Source organism: Flavobacterium adhaerens, from assembly GCF_040045115.1.
In the GTDB taxonomy this organism is placed as follows: Bacteria; Bacteroidota; Bacteroidia; order Flavobacteriales; family Flavobacteriaceae; genus Flavobacterium; species Flavobacterium adhaerens.
This window is the reverse complement of the sequence record NZ_JBDLZX010000001.1, coordinates 446,365-462,260: the sequence shown is the minus strand read 5'-3', so window position 1 is coordinate 462,260 and position 15,896 is coordinate 446,365. Positions and strand designations below refer to the sequence as shown.

At 31.5% G+C, this 15,896-nt stretch carries 15 protein-coding genes and 1 pseudogene; 6 read left to right on the top strand and 10 right to left on the bottom strand.

Features of this window, described 5'->3' with window-relative positions; translation table 11 throughout:
• Positions 1-104: 104 nt before the first annotated feature.
• Positions 105-428 (top strand): annotated as a pseudogene (locus ABEB18_RS17450) (RHS repeat domain-containing protein); the annotation flags it as partial.
• Between the two features lie 677 nt (positions 429-1,105).
• Here the strand turns inward: ABEB18_RS17450 and ABEB18_RS17445 are convergent.
• Positions 1,106-1,423 carry an Arm DNA-binding domain-containing protein gene (locus ABEB18_RS17445; protein ID WP_369077086.1) on the bottom strand — a complete coding sequence of 106 codons (318 nt, stop codon included), beginning with the start codon at positions 1,421-1,423 and terminating at the stop codon, positions 1,106-1,108.
• A gap of 1,067 nt (positions 1,424-2,490) precedes the next feature.
• Between ABEB18_RS17445 and ABEB18_RS01970 the strand changes: the two genes are divergently transcribed.
• The 3 genes from ABEB18_RS01970 to ABEB18_RS01960 are packed head-to-tail and all read left to right on the top strand — an operon-like array spanning position 2,491 to position 3,870.
• Positions 2,491-3,249 (top strand): hypothetical protein, encoded by a 759-nt coding sequence (locus ABEB18_RS01970; protein ID WP_348797325.1) that lies wholly within the window; start codon positions 2,491-2,493, stop codon positions 3,247-3,249.
• Positions 3,249-3,641, top strand: a complete 393-nt coding sequence (locus tag ABEB18_RS01965) for a DUF5675 family protein (protein WP_348797324.1) — start codon at positions 3,249-3,251, stop codon at positions 3,639-3,641. The genes ABEB18_RS01970 and ABEB18_RS01965 overlap by 1 nt, the downstream gene beginning before the upstream one ends.
• Before the next feature lie 10 nt (positions 3,642-3,651).
• Positions 3,652-3,870 (top strand): hypothetical protein, encoded by a 219-nt coding sequence (locus ABEB18_RS01960; RefSeq protein ID WP_348797323.1) that lies wholly within the window; start codon positions 3,652-3,654, stop codon positions 3,868-3,870.
• 243 nt (positions 3,871-4,113) lie between these two features.
• Here the strand turns inward: ABEB18_RS01960 and ABEB18_RS01955 are convergent, their stop codons facing one another.
• Both ABEB18_RS01955 and ABEB18_RS01950 read right to left on the bottom strand, forming a co-directional pair.
• The gene (locus ABEB18_RS01955) at positions 4,114-4,293 is read right to left on the bottom strand and encodes a hypothetical protein (RefSeq protein WP_348797322.1); all 180 of its coding nucleotides are present in this window, start codon (positions 4,291-4,293) and stop codon (positions 4,114-4,116) included.
• Positions 4,294-4,322: 29 nt separating this feature from the next.
• Positions 4,323-4,745, bottom strand: a complete 423-nt coding sequence (locus ABEB18_RS01950; RefSeq protein ID WP_348797321.1) for a DUF6943 family protein — start codon at positions 4,743-4,745, stop codon at positions 4,323-4,325.
• 1,735 nt (positions 4,746-6,480) lie between these two features.
• Between ABEB18_RS01950 and ABEB18_RS01945 the strand changes: the two genes are divergently transcribed.
• Together ABEB18_RS01945 and ABEB18_RS01940 are read left to right on the top strand one after the other, a co-directional pair.
• Positions 6,481-7,209 (top strand): DUF6088 family protein, encoded by a 729-nt coding sequence (locus ABEB18_RS01945; RefSeq protein WP_348797320.1) that lies wholly within the window; start codon positions 6,481-6,483, stop codon positions 7,207-7,209.
• On the top strand, positions 7,209-8,192 hold the full coding sequence (locus ABEB18_RS01940) for a nucleotidyl transferase AbiEii/AbiGii toxin family protein (protein WP_348797319.1): 984 nt from the start codon (positions 7,209-7,211) through the stop codon (positions 8,190-8,192). Before ABEB18_RS01945 ends, ABEB18_RS01940 begins: the two co-directional genes overlap by 1 nt.
• Positions 8,193-8,263: 71 nt before the next feature.
• Here ABEB18_RS01940 and ABEB18_RS01935 read toward each other — a convergent pair whose 3' ends face one another.
• The 7 genes from ABEB18_RS01935 to ABEB18_RS01905 all read right to left on the bottom strand — a co-directional run bounded on the left by ABEB18_RS01935 (position 8,264) and on the right by ABEB18_RS01905 (position 15,896).
• Positions 8,264-9,940, bottom strand: coding sequence for an ATP-binding protein (locus tag ABEB18_RS01935; RefSeq protein WP_348797318.1), 1,677 nt, complete (start codon positions 9,938-9,940; stop codon positions 8,264-8,266).
• The gene (locus tag ABEB18_RS01930) at positions 9,940-11,157 is read right to left on the bottom strand and encodes a DUF4297 family anti-phage-associated protein (RefSeq protein ID WP_348797317.1); all 1,218 of its coding nucleotides are present in this window, start codon (positions 11,155-11,157) and stop codon (positions 9,940-9,942) included. The genes ABEB18_RS01935 and ABEB18_RS01930 overlap by 1 nt, the downstream gene beginning before the upstream one ends.
• Positions 11,158-11,257: 100 nt before the next feature.
• On the bottom strand, positions 11,258-11,926 hold the full coding sequence (locus ABEB18_RS01925) for a P-loop NTPase family protein (RefSeq protein WP_348797316.1): 669 nt from the start codon (positions 11,924-11,926) through the stop codon (positions 11,258-11,260).
• Positions 11,856-12,746, bottom strand: coding sequence for a transcriptional regulator (locus ABEB18_RS01920; RefSeq protein ID WP_348797315.1), 891 nt, complete (start codon positions 12,744-12,746; stop codon positions 11,856-11,858). Before ABEB18_RS01920 ends, ABEB18_RS01925 begins: the two co-directional genes overlap by 71 nt.
• Positions 12,743-13,048 (bottom strand): helix-turn-helix domain-containing protein, encoded by a 306-nt coding sequence (locus ABEB18_RS01915; protein WP_348797314.1) that lies wholly within the window; start codon positions 13,046-13,048, stop codon positions 12,743-12,745. The genes ABEB18_RS01920 and ABEB18_RS01915 overlap by 4 nt, the downstream gene beginning before the upstream one ends.
• A gap of 207 nt (positions 13,049-13,255) precedes the next feature.
• Entirely contained in the window at positions 13,256-14,743 is a 1,488-nt protein-coding gene (locus ABEB18_RS01910; RefSeq protein ID WP_348797313.1) for a hypothetical protein, read from the bottom strand.
• A 307-nt stretch (positions 14,744-15,050) separates the two neighbouring features.
• Entirely contained in the window at positions 15,051-15,896 is an 846-nt protein-coding gene (locus ABEB18_RS01905; protein ID WP_348797312.1) for a DUF3943 domain-containing protein, read from the bottom strand.

Here is a 15,896-nt window from a genome sequence, read left to right as displayed (position 1 = left end):
CTGTTTTCAACGAACCGGGCGGTGTACCCGGTCCACCAGTACAATTTGGTCCCCCAGTACAACCTGAAACCGTACAGCCTAGCGAAGGCTACACCGGCACCGGCATGCCCGAAAATGATATTTTTTATTTTCATCCTGATCATCTCGGCAGTACTTCGTATATTACCACCAAAAACGGAAGTATTAGCCAACATGTGGAGTATATTGCTTTTGGGGAGGTTTTGTTTGAGGAGCATTCATCATCGTTTTCTTCGCCTTATTTATTTAATGGGAAGGAGCTGGATCGGGAGACGAATTTGAGCTATTATGGGGCTAGGTATTTGGATATGAAGACGAGTTTGTGGTTGAACGTGGATCCTTTGAAGGAGAAATATCCTAATTTTGGTGCTTACACATATTGTTTTAATAGTCCTTTACGTTTTGTTGACCCAACTGGTATGGAGGGAGAAGATGGTATTAACTCAACAGTTAAGTTACCAACTCCAAAAGAAGTCTATAAAACAGTATTAAGTTATTTACCAAAAGAGCAACGCAAAAAGATAGAAAAAATAGTTAGAATGATTGAGAAAAAAGTTGGAAATATAGATTATTCAAAATTAGCAATTGGAATTGAAAACACTGTGGGTTTTGAATCTTCAGCGGGTATTAAGACTGAGGGTAGTGCTATATCTGGAAATATTATCTTTTTGGGAGGTGAAGATGCAGGTTATGTATATGGTTATCGAGGAGGTGAAGTAGGAATTGGAGGTGAAACATCACTTAGTACTGGAGTTAATGCAAGTACATCATATTATGTAGCTTATAACCATTCGGGAAAAGGTGGTCATAAGACTTTTGATGGTGATTATTCATACAAACGCATTGGAGCTGGAGTTGATTCAGGATTGATTACAAATATAGTTGGAGTAAATGCGGGAGTTGGAATGTCTCTTACTTATGGAAGAGGTTCTGATTGGGAATTATATTCTTATGGAGGATCAATAGGAGTGTCGGCTGGATTTTCTACTAGTATTACAGGAAGTTATACTCAGGGGACAGGTAAAGTGAATTTTATAGATCGATCAAATGTAGGTAAGCCAAAGTCTTTTTATGAGACATTAGGAAGTTATTGGAAAATTCTATCAAGTTCTTTTATTTTGTTGTTGTGGTCCTGGAAGATTGGCACTAACATCCGTTTTGTTTCATTCAAACTGAATAATTCATTCTTCAGATTTTCAGAAGTAATTTTGATGTCTTTTTTGAATAATCTTTTTTCAGCTTCCAAAACTTGATTTTTCAAATAATCCAGATGGCTATTTATTGTTCTTGCTTCTTCATTAGTACCCTTGACTTTAGAGCATTCTCCCGACCATTTTTCGGGATTTACATATTTGTTGGTACTAAATTCAAATCGTTTGCTTTGGATTGTTACTCTCGTGTAAATAGGACAGATGCCCTCATTGTTGGTTTTTGATCTCTTTATGTAAAAGAGAACGGATACTGTAGTGTCATAAGTGGTAACCTTTTAGTTATTATTAAATTTAAATTTTCTAATAATTACAAACAAGATGTACATATTTTGAATATGTATTGAACAGCTTGTTGTACAGGTGGTTTTCGAGATAGGTGTCACTAGAATTTTTTATAATTAAGTGACACCTCGAAAGACACCAAAACTTTGAGATTAAATGAATAATTTGAATATCCTGTAAAAGAAAAAACCCACTAAATCGTTGAATTTAGTGGGTTTTGTAACCATTTGCTTTTCAGCTCGCGGAGAAAGAGGGAATTGTATTCCGTTTCTAAGCAACTGATATATAGATTTTTAATATCTACTCGAAAACTAGGGTCTCTATTATGCACCTGCTTTTTGCATTGCAAAACTTCGATTAACTTATAGTACAAATATAGAGATAATTAAGGACTTAAAGAAGCAATTTTAAAGAAAACAATATCAAATAATGAACTAGTTAATAGTGAGGTTAGTGAATCTGTAAAGGTTTATTTTAGTAACCTTAATTAACCAAAAATCAAATGAGCGACTTGTTCATATTTTAATCCTGCATAGGAACAAAACTCATCGATAGTTAAGAACTCATTTTCGAGCTTGTTGAGGTCAGTTTTTACTTTTTGCATTAATCTGGTACTTTGACGATAACTCTTTCCTGTTATGCGCTGTATGTCCTTTGGATAGATGCAAATCCTCTGTTTTTCTATTTTCATACATTATCTATGCCTTTGACTAGGCTTTGATTAGCTTAAACTTGCTGATAAGCAATGTTTAAGGTTAAACAAAAATAACAATTTTTGAAATATAATTTTCATTTGTGAATGATGCTTATAAATAGGTATTTATGCCTATTTAAGCCATTTGTGTCGCTTAGTGACATACGGAACTGTGCTTGCTTTTTTCTTCTGTTTTATTGGCTAAAATTTGTTCTCGAAATCAATCGGAAGATGTTGCAACAGGATGATGATTTAGACAATTTATTAATCTAAATTTTAGGAATTATGGCAAGACAGAAAGGCATAATTAAATTGAAAGGTACTATCGGAGATATTACTTTTTACAAAACCAAAGATGGTCATTTGGCACGTGAAAAAGGCGGAATAGATGCGAGCAGAATTGCGAGCGATCCTGCATTTCAAAGAACACGTGAAAATGGTTCTGAATTTGGACGTGCGGGAAAAGCCGGAAAGATTTTAAGAACGGCTTTTAGAGCTGTTCTAATCAATTCTGCGGATAGCAGAATGGTAAGCCGACTAACTCAACAAATGGTAAAGGTTATCCAAGCTGATACCACTAGCGTTAGAGGATTACGAAACGTAATTGATGGGGAAGCCGAGCTTTTGGCAGGTTTTGAGTTCAATATTCAAGGAAAACTAGGGACTAGTTTATTTGCTCCTTTTGTAGCGACAATTAACCGTGTAACGGGAGATATTACTGTCGATTTAGCTTCGTTTGCCCCATTGAATATGATTTCTGCACCAAGTGGAACAACACATTATAAAATCATTTCTGCAGGTGCAGAAATTGATTTTGAGGCCGAAACATTCGTTGTTTCCAATTCAGAAACGGCTATTTTGCCTTGGGATATCAATCCAACGGTTGCGATTAATCATTCGAATCCTGTTACACCGGCTAGTACAAAGCCTTTGTTTTTGGCTTTGGGATTGGAGTTTTACCAAGAGGTAAATGGACAAATGTATGCGTTGAAAAATGGTTCTTACAACCCATTGTCTATTGTGAAAGTAGACAGCGGTGTATAATGGTTTTATCGATAACTAGAACTTATTTCCCTGATGGAACGAACGGTAAACTCGAATGCGAGGGCAAATTCATCTGTAACACGATTGAATTACCTTGGAAAAACAACGAAACGAAAGTTTCCTGCATTCCGGAGGGGAAATATTTTATAAAAAAGCGATACAGCAAGAAATTTCAATGGCATTTGGAAATAACTAATGTAAAAAATAGAAGTTTTATTCTATTTCATCCTGCCAATAATGCTTTAAAAGAATTGAATGGTTGTATTGCTCCGGTAACGAAACTTTCTGGACCTGGTTTGGGTCTTATGTCCCGAAAAGCTTTTACTAAAATAAAGAACTTGGTTTACAAAGCTTTAGAATATGAAAGTGTAACATTAATTATTAAATCATAAAATTCTAATTATGAATGTAGTAAAAAGAGCGAAAGCTCCAACTCCAAAGTTTTTCAAAGTGCTTCGAAATGTGGGTTTGGGATTGGTCGCTGTTGGCGGAACAATTTTGACTGCGCCTGTGGCTTTGCCCGTTATTGTCACTTCGGTAGCAGGTTATTTGGCAGTTGCTGGAGGTGTTATTTCGGCAGTTAGCCAATTGACAACCGAAAAAGCCGATGGATCAAAGTAATTCAACTGTAATGGGTACCGCTAGCGGTACATTTTTGAGTGTTTTACCGAATTTACATTCGGAAGATGTTCTGAAAACGATAATTCTAGCCACTCTTGGGGCAATAGTCAGTTTTTTAATATCTTTGATACTCAAAATTTTCATTAAGAAGCACAAAACATAGTTTAACTCTCGTTGTGGTGACCTTTGGGTTAAACTAAAAATGCCCTTTCCGATGGATTGGGCATTTTTTTTGTAAAAAAATTAATTTTCTTCGAAAAGGTTCAAAGTAATTTCTTCAATTACTACTTCGGCAAATGAACAATACAGATTATTGTATTTTGCGCTGTCAATTGCCTTATGTCTACTGTCGAATACTCCAAAAACAACTCTTGATGCTTTGGATTTCCAAATGTCGGTTTGATACAAAATAAATAGTTTCATTTATGAAGATTTAGAGTTAGAAATTGGTTTTATTTTTTGGAATAGCGATACAGAATCACTCTTCTTAAATCATTGATGAGGTTGATGTTCTCGTGAAATTGTTTTTCCTTTTTTTCTAAAAGTTTGAGGGCTGTGATGTTTTTTTGATGCTCTTCGTGTTCCTGCATTATTGCACTTGCTTTTGGATTAAATTCTTTTGAAAAATCCGGAAGGCGTAAAAACGGAATGACAGAACCAACTAAATATGGATGCCAAAACTTAGTTTTCCATAAGCTGTAAGCCACAAAATAAATATTTTCGCAATCTTCCTCGTTTTGAAAAATGACCACAAAACTGTTTGTAAATGGCTCTTTTTGGGGCTTTCCGCTGTTCATCCCTTTGTTCAATATGAATAAATGAGGCTTTGTATAAGCGGTATCTTTTTGGTGGGTTTTAATGATAAAATTTGGCATACTTTCGGTTTTTAAGATAATGTGCCTCGCTGAACTCGCCACACATATAATTTTTTAAAAGAAAAAAGGAAAAAAAAGAAAGTCGTCTCTCAAGTGGAGGTTTCAAGAAAAGCAAGTTTTTTCAAGAAAATACTACCCGGCTTTATAGAATAAAGTTGTTCGGAAGTGAGGTTTTGATTTTACAGAAAATATTGAAGCGAAACGAAAACGTAGGGTGGAGATTTTATTGAAAACCGAAGGCTTGAACTTTCTTTTCTTGAAACTGGAACTTATCTTTACTTTCTTTTTATTTATTTTTTTATTTTACTCGTGACCGATGGATTTCTTATGAAATAGGATCTAAAAAAACTTGATTCGGAAGATGGGAGTTCTTCAGAAAGGGTATGGATTTTCAAAACAGAAAAAGAAATATAAAATCCATTCCGATTATTTTTCTGGTTTGAAAATCCATACTCTTTCCTGGACTTGATTTTGTGGGTGTAATAAATTGCTTTATCCAAATCTTGATTTTTAGAAATGAACTCAAAAAGCAATTTATTACACTTACAAAAACAATGAAAAAATAATTCCTAGTGCGATGAGGCAGTAGCGCAGGCAAGTGTGTGGTTTTTTATTTGCTTACCGAGGTTTGTCTGATTGTTTTTTTATGATGGCTTGATGCCTAAAATAGTATTTAGTTTGCAGAATTTAGTATTCAGAAAAGTACGTGCTTGAAAGTTACTATGGCATCGGGCCATCGTGAAAACAATTATTTCGATAGTACCTGGCAAATAAAAAACCACACTCTTGCTGTCTTTTTGGTTTTATGGGTAGAAAAATGGCTTTATCCATAGGCAAATCAACTGCAGATTAAAGCCATTTTTCTACTTATAAAAGCAATGCAAACACTACCGATTTAAACACAAAGTTGCTAAAAACAGTGACCGTGAAAGTTCTTGAAAGTAAGTAATTCCGTAAACGTCCTATGAAATAGCGAACGTTATTAAAGACAGTGGCGAAGGACGGTTTTTTTTATTGCTGGCAGGTGCGAGGGAGCAATGAAAAAAGTTGTCCTGGAGCCACTGGCTAGCGCGTTGGGTGCGGGGCTGTTTTACATAAATGATATTATAACTTCATTGCAAAAACCAAAAAACAATATAAACGCTTTGTGATGAATTATAATACTCAATTATGTAACACAGCTTTGGGAAAGTTTTTGTTGCCCTACCATTAAATTTTCTTTGGAAAGACAAACGTTCTAGGGCGTACAAAAACTTTTGGAGCGTTGGCAAAGGAGTGGCTTATGAAATGTAAAACTTCTTTTTATTAACTAGACCTATCTATTGCTATAAAATTTATAGAAATATTATAGAGAATTAGTAGTGTAATAAGGTTTTTAACGGAAAATTTGTTTTTTGGTTTTTATACAACGTATATTTGCCAAGTCATTTCCCTAGGGAAAAGGACCTGGTCGGCCACAACACCTTAGTTGTGGCATTTTTTTTATACCATAATTAAAATAATATTCTCGTTATTACAAATGGAATTAGTGAAATGAAGCAAGCAAAGAATTGATGCTAGGAATACTTGGACTAGGAGCGATTTTTGTGAAGCTGAATGAGATAATGATTATAGAGATATATCTATTGTTGCTTATAGGGATCTCTTTATTGATGTTTACAGAGATATTAATGTCAGGTAAAGTATAGAAAAAACTTGACATTTAAATATATATTAACTACCTTTGTTACTGATTATGAAAGTAACAGATAAAATAACAGCTAAAATAAATCGAATAGATACTGGTGATGTATTCGGATATGATACTCTTGGATTAACTTCTGATGAAGTTATTGCTGGTGCTAAAGCATTAAGCAGATTAGTTGATAAAGGTATTATTAGAAGAGCTAGAAAAGGGTATTATTATAAGCCAAAAGTTTCTGCATTTGGTGAACAAAAACCAAGAGAAGATGTTTTACTTGCTCTTTATCTATTTGATAAAAATAAACAAGTTGCTTATGTTACCGGAACTAGATTGTATAATAGATTGGGCTTAACTACTCAAATTTCTAATTCCATACGAGTTGCTTCATTAGATAAGCAAGTAAAAGGCAAGGTTGGTAATATGGTGGTAAAACCTGCTAAAAGTTATGTAAAAGTTACTTCTGATAACATCAAATATTTGGAAATTTTAGATGTTATGAAAGATTTGAATACTATACCCGATTTACAAAAAAGTGATGGACTTCTTTATTTAAAAAAAGTAATCTATGATTTTGATACTACTCAAATAACTAAGCTTGTGAACTATGGTCGTTCTTATCCTCCAAAAGTTAGGGCTTTGCTTGGAGCGCTTTTAGAAGCTATGAATACTAGTGCTGTTGTCTATGGAATTTTAAAAAAATCAATTAATCCGTCTAGCAGTTATGAATATGGTATTAGTTCTACATTACTTTCTACTGCTAACTCCTGGAATATAGTATAATGAATTTGCATTTAGATAAAGACAATTTTGAAGGTGCCATTGTTGCCACTGCAGAACATTTTAAAATTCCTGAAATTTTTATTGAGAAAGATTATTGGGTTACTTATGCTTTGCATCAATTGTTTCATTCTGAAGTAAAGGATTTGATTGTTTTTAAAGGAGGTACTTCTTTATCGAAATGCTATAAAGTTATTGAACGATTTTCAGAAGATATCGATATGGTTGTTGTTAAAACAGCTACTGATACAGGAAATGATTTAAAGCGAAAATTGAAAGCAGTTACGGATGTAGTTGATAACTCTATTATTGACGTTGTAGCTAATGATCCTAATACTAAAAAGCTGGGAAGTTTGAGGAAAATCGTTTATTCTTATCCAAAAGTAGGAGTGAAAGGAGTTTTTGGAGAAGTTAGAGAAAATATAACTTTGGAAGTTTCTCATTTGGGCAATTTTGAACCCAACAACATAAAACCGGTTTGTACTTTTATTGCAGATTTTATTAAAACCACGCCTAACTTAGCATTAATCCAACAATTTGGATTAGAAGATTTTGAAGTCAAAACGCTAGCCATTGAGCGTACTTTTTGTGAAAAGATAATTAGTTTGGTTCGGTTTTCTTATACTGAAAATCCATTAGATGATTTATCGAAGAAAGTCCGTCATATTTATGATTTGTATCATTTAATGCAACTTGAAGAGATAAAAAACTTTGTGAATTCTACTAAATTTGATGCAATGTTATTACAAGTTGGCATCGACGATGACAAAGCTATTCCTAATGATAAAAACTGGTTGTACCAACATCCAAAAGATGCACTTATTTTTAGCGAAACTGCTATGGTTTGGAATGAACTAAAGAAAGTTTATACTACTTCTTTTAAAGAATTGGTAACGGGTAAGCTTCCAACTGAAAATGTTGTTTTTGAAACTTTGGTATTTCTTTCTAACCGTATTGAGAAAATAGAATGGAGTATTGAGAAATAGCCTTTTTTTATAATTAACCTTTGGCAAAAACCTGCTTTTATTGCCAAAGATTAATTGTGTGTTATAATATCTTATTTATACCATTCCTCTTTAATTTTGTCAATATCCATATCTTTCCATTCTTCTTTCCATAATTCCCAATACGGAATATCATTTGAAGAAGGTTCATTCGTGCATCTGTCTATTTGAACAATTGATGGTAAAATAACGGATTCTCCAATTAATAAAGCTTCGCCTTGTTTTAGTGATGGCATTTTTTCAATTAATGAACCTAAACTATCGGGAAGTAATTTTTTTACATAACCTTGGTCAACGGGATTAGTCAATCTCATCGCAATGAAATTATTACATTGTGAAAATATAGTTTCTGATATTTCTGAAGGTCTTTGACTAGCTAATAACAAAGTAACTCCATATTTTCTGCCTTCTTTTGCAATTCTTTCAATTGATTTTTTTGAAGATCTATATTTTACTAAATCGCTATTGGGAACATATTTGTGTGCTTCCTCATAAACTAAAAGTATTGGAATGTCATTATTGATTTTTTCATTTGGATTAATATCGTTTCTCAATCTTTTATAGATATAACCATATTCAAATACAATCCTTGAAATTAAAGAAACTGTAATACTTAATACTTCAAAAGGTACTCCACTTAAATCAATTACTGTAACATTCGATTTGGAAGTTTCATTAAATCCTATAAGTTGTTTTATAGTTTCTTGAAAAGTAATCTTTTTTGATTTTTCACCTATTAAAAAATCTAATCTTTTATCATTTATTTTATTTTCAAGTCTATTAACAAAATTGGTTAATTTACCATACAAACTTCCTTGTGTAGTTTTTTCTTGCCCTTTTTTTGCTCCGGAAACGTATTCTTCACCGGTTCCAATTAATTCCGTGTTTTTATCAATTGCATATTTTAAAATGTTATTTATGTCAAAAAATAATGGAGAGTCAAAATGAATTTTGCTTTTTTCATCTTCTAGACCTACAAAATTTGATTTTCTTTCCGCTACAACAGATTCTTTAAAAATATATCTCTGGTTGTGATCATTTGCTTCTGTATCTATAAAAAACTCTTCTAGTTCTTCACTATTCAGCATCCAATATGGTAAAGTCAGGTTTTTAATATCAATAAAATTAGCATTAGGAAAAGCTGATTTATATTCGGAATGAATGTCAAAAATTATTACGTGTGAATTATTTAAACTAAAATCTCCGCTTTTAGAATTAACAGCCGTTTGTATGATAGTAGATAATGTATGAGATTTACCTGAACCTGTTGAACCAACTATTGCAATATGCTTATTGAAAAATTTATTGCCATTTACTGGAATTCTAATGTTTGCATTTGAAGATAATGAGCAAAAAGTAAATTGTTCTTTATCCTCTACAGATTCGATATAGATTTTCTTGATTTCCTCTTCTGTTGCTGGTTCGACTTTTTTGGGAGGAATGGTTAAATCGTCACCACCTCTTGTAAATTTACCATTTTTTATTATTCCCAATGGACTTGCTTCGATAATATGTGTTCTAACAGCTTCATTATTTTTCTCTGAAACATCAATCGAGAAATTTTCAATAATTGCCATTAATATAGCATTGTCATTTCCATAAATTTTGAGATAAGAACCAACTCTCAAAGATTCGTTGGCTATCCTGAAATCTTCAAGTTTGTCAACCTTGATTTTTACTTTGTTTGGGAATACTGCAATTACTTCAGCATTTAATTTGTCTTCTACCATTAGATTATATTTTTGATATCGTTAATTTCTTCTATTTGAATTTGTAAATGCTTGATACTTGCATTTGAAGTTGAAAAATATGGCGTGTCGTAATAGAAATGATAAACTTCTTTGGTTTTAGAAATTTCATTAAAGACTGATTCGATGTGTTTTAAATCATCCATTATTTTAATTTTAATTCCATTATGAAAAGTAGCTTTTTCTATAATTGATTTTGGGTTGAAACTTGATCCATTAAAATCAAAACCATCTTTAAATTTAAAATTCTCACTAATAAGTTCCGTTTTTAATTCAACTATTTCAGAATTTGATAATCCAAATATGTGTATGTATGGACAAAAAGAATCTGGATTTAATTTTGAAAGTTGTGAATATTTTTTACTAATTAAATGAATTATAGATTTTAAATCACTTCGCAAATAATTGTTTGAACTCACTTCTATTAGAAAGAATCTTTCAAATGGAGAATTATTATAATCACTGAAATATTTAGCTCTAACATCCGATAGTAATTTCTTTTTACCTTTAAATTGAATAAACCATTTATGAAAAAGTACTTGTTTAGAATTTATTTGTGTTAAAAAGTCTTTTTTTGTTATTCTTCGATTGGCTAAATCATTCTCTTTGGCAAGATTGCTAATAATTTTTAATGCGTTGTTATAGTAGAAATTTTCAGCTTCAAAATCGTCGCAATTGAAATTGTTTTGATTTTTTAAAGAAGTGAAAATTTCTTTAAGTTGTTCTTCATAAGACTTTGCATTAATTTCAATTTCTAAAGTTTCTAAAAACGACATTAATTCTGTATCACTTATTTTTAAGTCTTCATAGTGTTTGTATTCAATCTTATCTTTTTTATAAGTCAGTAAACTCGACTTTAGAAAATCTAATGTTATTGAAGATGGAAATCTTTCGTGTCCTGATTTAAAATGACCGAAGTATAAATATTTTATTCTCTTCTCTTTTCCAATTAAAACTTGCTTAAAATGGTTAAGCATAAGCCGTATTGGTTTGGCAATAGCTGAATGATTATATTCAGTTTTAGCGTGGTATTTACATTGTATTGCTATTTCTTCGGTTGCATTTTTTACATCAACATCCTCAATGCCTTCAACTATAATTTCGTGTGAGTCATCATCTAATTGCAATAATTTAAGTATAGCTAGATCAAATTGATAAAAATATCCTTTAATTGTATCAGTCGCTGTTCTGTCTGTCATTGTTTTTTAAAGGAGTTACGATTAATTGTATAAGTTTACCAAATTAGCAAATAATTCTGATTAATATTGTTTGTCTACTTTTGACTTATTAACCTACTTATCAAACTCTTTTATCCATAATATTTCTTTCAAACCCAATCAAATTAAGCATTTCTCTTAACCTGCTACGTACTCGATTTCCATAAACATTCTCAATTTCAGAAGCTGAAAGATTAGTGGTTATATGCGTTTGGATTTTTTTAGCGGTAAAAAGATCATACCGGCTTAATAGAATTTCTGCCATTACATTGCATTCGTTTCCGTAGTATTTTAGGTTGTTTTCAGTTCCTAGATCGTCAAAGCATATTGTTTTGGGTTCAGATTCATATAGTTTACCCTTGCTGTATTTGTGAATGATTTGGTAACCGTCCTGGATAAATTCAAAACTAATGTCTCGGCAGGGTTTTACCAAAAATTTGTGTTCGGCAGGAGTGAGGTGTTTCATTAAATTCATTAATGAAGTTTTGCCACAGCCGACAGGACCTGAAAGTAAAATTCCTTTTTTTAGATTAATGTTGTATTGAAAGCAAGTTGCTTCGTCTTTGACGAAATAAGCTATGAGTTTGTAAATTATGGGATAATCGCTTTCAAGGATTTTGAAATGATTACCGTATAATTCAATGCCTTTCTTTTCAAGCCAAAGGATTATTTCAGTGTAGCTATAATGGCTCGGAATAGTCTTTGTCTGTTCCTGTGTTGAGTTGTTTTGCTCTGTTGGATTGTTGTTCATTTGAAATGAATTTGGGTGCGTTTAATATCCAATTTTGTGCTGATGCCTGCCAATCGACCATCGGGGTTTTGCCACCGACTAACCATCCATTGCTAGAAAAATAATTAAAAAATTTGATAGCTTCAATTTCCGGAAAGTGTTGTTCGAGAAAATAAGATTTGACTTCTTCGATTATTGGATTGAGATTTATCGACTGTGTTCGGGAAGGCAAATTGGAATTTTCAATTTCAACTTTTTCTTTTTTGGCGGAACTTTTTTCTTTTTCTTCGGTACCAACAATTTTTAAAAATTCATCGTCGATTTCATTTTTTTTTGCTTGCTCGTCCAAGTTTACAATCTTTAAATCGTTTGAAATGTTTGGTATGTTTGTATTGTTTATATAAGATACTAGCGCTTGTTCACTACCTGTCTGATTACTTGTATCACTAGCAGTATAATGCTTGTTCACTACTTGTTCATTGACTAGTTCAAAAGCAGGTTCGTTTTTTGGTATTGTTGTTTTTTCGTTTTTTGGGATTGGTTTCAAATCATCCGAAAAATTGAATAGGTACACGTGGCTTCCTTTGAATGGATTATAAGATGGCTCATAGTTAATATATCCTAGAGAATGCAAGTTTTTAAGGCATTTGTGATAGGTTGCTTTGGAACTGATTTTGCTTATCCGCATTACCTCATCACGTGAAATACTAATTGGATTTTTGAAGCGGTTGCAATTCCAAAATTGGAACAGGGCTATATACAAACTTACGTGAGTTGGATTGAGTGTTTTGTCGATAGCCACTTTCTCAAAAAATCCTGTGAGATGCTTTATGTAATTCATCTCACTAGCCATTTAGGATTGAATAAAGTTACTGAAGCTTCCACTTTGTTTGCTTCTAATAGTTTATCTAAATCAGCACTTGAATAATATAGAATTCCGCCAATTTTGGTATAGGTAATTGTTCCGTTTACACGAAGGTTTTGTAAAGTACCTGGGGAAATGTTTAACAGCTTTCTGACTTCATTGGATTTAAGCCATTGTTTTTGCTGTTGTGGTTTGATTTGTAGCATTTCTTTTAAATCTGCTAAAAGTAGCGTGCGGAATTCATTTAGATCTTCGCGAGTGATAACTTCGATTGCCATAGTGTTGTGGTTTTAAATATTTCGGACAAAGAGAAATAATTAAGTAATACCAAAACAGTTACGGGGGTTACGGAACCCCCAACAAACCTCAACAAAATAAGGCAATCACGGTAAAAAAGTTTTTTATTTATGTGTTTTAGAATACTATTCTAATACATTTATGTCTAAATTTACCTAATGGATATCAAATAGGATAATTTCATATTTTTAGTTTTTGGTAAGTCCTAGTAATTCGATTATTTTTTCCCGAAGTACATTTTTAGTAGTATTTTCTACATTATAATATTTCACTTTTATACTATCGACAGAAATTTTTTCGGTATTGTTTGTTTTGAAATTTTCTGAAATAAATCTAAAAACTTCTGTTTGGTTTTTATGCTTTATAATTCCTGTTTCCATCAATAATCCAAAAAAGCAACTTAATTGTGCCACTGATAAACCGGTTAGTAGTTTTATTTTTTCATCGTTGTTTGTAACGTTTGGAAATAGATTGGTTTCGAGTTTGATTTTTTTGGTTAAATATTCTATTTCTTCTTCTATCCAATTGATAATTTGTTCTTTTAGGCAAGGTAAGTTTGGTTTGTATTTTAGGATGTTCCTGCTTTGCTTTTGATTGTAATTTTTGAGAAATTGGTTTAGAATATCTATTTTCTTGATATTGTTTTCCTGTGCTTTTAATTCTTCTAAAATTTCAGAAGTTAAGTATTTAAAAAACTGTAATGAATTGAAGTTTATATCGAACAGAAATTCTTTGATCGTTTCTTCAGACATATCTGAAAAATTAATTTGTTTGTAAAATGTCATTATAAATTCTGCACAATAATTGAATTCGTAGTAGGTTAATTTTTCCTGTATGTTTTTAGTTGAAATTTTTAATAATGGTTCATACGCTAGTTTCAATAAATGATTATTGAGGTTACTTCCTAATAATTGTAATTTGACTTTTTTGAATTTGTTTGTAATTTCAAATTCTTTGATTAAACTAGATTTGTACGGTATTTTACTATTTAAATTGAGATAATTACGATATTCTTTTTCGATAAAGCGTAGTAATTTTTCAAGATAAATATAGGCGATTTTTAGACAATCAATTTTATTATAATTATTGGAAAATTGATACAATTCAGATAAGTTTGTCGGATCGATTTCCTTAATTAATCGATGTGCTAAATTTTCAAGGGCGTGCTGTTTTCGATGAATGTGTTGTTCAATTTGTTTTCTTGATTTTAATTTGAAAACTTGTTCCTTATTTATTTTCTTGATTTTCTGATTTTCATTTTTGAGCGAATGATAACAATACAGAAAGAAACGTTTTTCTTGTGATAAGTCTTCGATTTCACATCTTTGTAAAAGGTATATAGTATTCTCGTTTTTGGAACACTGACGTAAACGGATTAGTTTTTTTGAAATGTTCAATTCATCCAATATTTTTGGAATAAATATTTCAAATTCTTCAGTAATATCAGCTTTTTCTAAATTTAACTTTGAACCTTTTGGATGCAGATTGTGTATCGGATTCTTGACACTATATTTTGTCGTGGTATCTTGCTTTAAAAAATCTATTTGGTAAATAAGGAAGCTTTCAGAAGGAAAATTTTCTAGAAAAGGTACTAAATCATTACTGAAAATAATCTTTGGATTTTTGATTTCTTTTAGTATTCTATCGTAGTTTTCTAAAATGTATTTTGGCTTCATATTTGGGGTTGAAGTATAGAACGTTGCATTGAAATTTATACTAATTTCGATTTTTTTCAAGTATTGTATAGCTTCACCAATTTTTATATTAACGAAGTTAAGTTGTTGACTAAGATTAAAAAATGAAAGTTATTTAACGCACTAAAAGAATTAATATTTTAATAACTTATATAAAATTAGTAGATTAAATCTTACCAAAAATCACAATTGATTAATCAATTGTGATGCTATAAATGAAAATAGCCAAACTAGATATTTTAGTTTGGCTATTTATTATTTTTGAACGCTTATAGTTTAAAATAAGGAATTAAAAACTTGCTGAAAAAGATACACCAAGAGTTGTGCTTTTGGTATATGGGTTGAATCCTACCGGAGCAATATTGAGTTGTGTTTTTACTTTTTGTTTGTAACCGCAACCATCAAGAATAGTATTGAGCGGATCCATCAAAAACAAAGAAGTTTTGCCTAAAAATCTTGAATTTAAAACTTTCGAATTATTTTTAAGAATAGTTTTCTTGGCATAGAAAAATCCTTCTCCCACTACAGAACCCAATACAGGTGTAACTATTAAATCCTGAACAGAAGGAACTTCTGCAAAAGCTTCAACTCCATATTCCCAAAAGAATGTTGACATTATAGCCGAATAGGTAAATGACTCGAAAATATTGAAGCCATTGCTTCTGGCTGTCATATAATATACACCTCCGAAATAAGGATGCATCACATAGTTTAAAAAGAAATTATCTTCGTCTATTACCGGACCTGCTTTAACGTTTTCTTTCCATTTAGCTCCAATTCCATTTTTCCTCATTTCTTCTTTGTCCCATTGGGTGAAGCTTTCGGGAAGTGACCATAAAATTCCATAAGCTACAATAGTAGTTCCAAAAACAATAGCAGTATTATAGCCTAATTTTCTATAGTCTCTTGTTAAAGGCGGATATACAATAGTATCATTAATTTGTAAAGTTTTATCATTTTCTTTGGTAATAATTTTAACCGAAGTATCGGTACTTTCTAATGTCTTGTTATTGTCATTAAAAACTATTGAAGATGTATCTAATAAAAATTGATCGTTATTATTTATTTTCAATTGTTGTGCAAATAGTGTCATTCCTAAGAATGTAAAAAGTAAGCTGTAAATATTTTTTTTCAT

Coding starts and splice junctions, on each gene's coding strand:
- ABEB18_RS01955 (WP_348797322.1), bottom strand. CDS start 4,293: ATGAAACTATTTATTTTGTATCAAACCGACATTTGGAAATCCAAAGCA.
- ABEB18_RS01950 (WP_348797321.1), bottom strand. CDS start 4,745: ATGCCAAATTTTATCATTAAAACCCACCAAAAAGATACCGCTTATACA.
- ABEB18_RS01925 (WP_348797316.1), bottom strand. CDS start 11,926: ATGAACAACAATCCAACAGAGCAAAACAACTCAACACAGGAACAGACA.
- ABEB18_RS01935 (WP_348797318.1), bottom strand. CDS start 9,940: ATGGTAGAAGACAAATTAAATGCTGAAGTAATTGCAGTATTCCCAAAC.
- ABEB18_RS01940 (WP_348797319.1), top strand. CDS start 7,209: ATGAATTTGCATTTAGATAAAGACAATTTTGAAGGTGCCATTGTTGCC.
- ABEB18_RS01960 (WP_348797323.1), top strand. CDS start 3,652: ATGAATGTAGTAAAAAGAGCGAAAGCTCCAACTCCAAAGTTTTTCAAA.
- ABEB18_RS01930 (WP_348797317.1), bottom strand. CDS start 11,157: ATGACAGACAGAACAGCGACTGATACAATTAAAGGATATTTTTATCAA.
- ABEB18_RS01945 (WP_348797320.1), top strand. CDS start 6,481: ATGAAAGTAACAGATAAAATAACAGCTAAAATAAATCGAATAGATACT.
- ABEB18_RS01910 (WP_348797313.1), bottom strand. CDS start 14,743: ATGAAGCCAAAATACATTTTAGAAAACTACGATAGAATACTAAAAGAA.
- ABEB18_RS01970 (WP_348797325.1), top strand. CDS start 2,491: ATGGCAAGACAGAAAGGCATAATTAAATTGAAAGGTACTATCGGAGAT.
- ABEB18_RS01965 (WP_348797324.1), top strand. CDS start 3,249: ATGGTTTTATCGATAACTAGAACTTATTTCCCTGATGGAACGAACGGT.
- ABEB18_RS01905 (WP_348797312.1), bottom strand. CDS start 15,896: ATGAAAAAAAATATTTACAGCTTACTTTTTACATTCTTAGGAATGACA.
- ABEB18_RS01920 (WP_348797315.1), bottom strand. CDS start 12,746: ATGAATTACATAAAGCATCTCACAGGATTTTTTGAGAAAGTGGCTATC.
- ABEB18_RS01915 (WP_348797314.1), bottom strand. CDS start 13,048: ATGGCAATCGAAGTTATCACTCGCGAAGATCTAAATGAATTCCGCACG.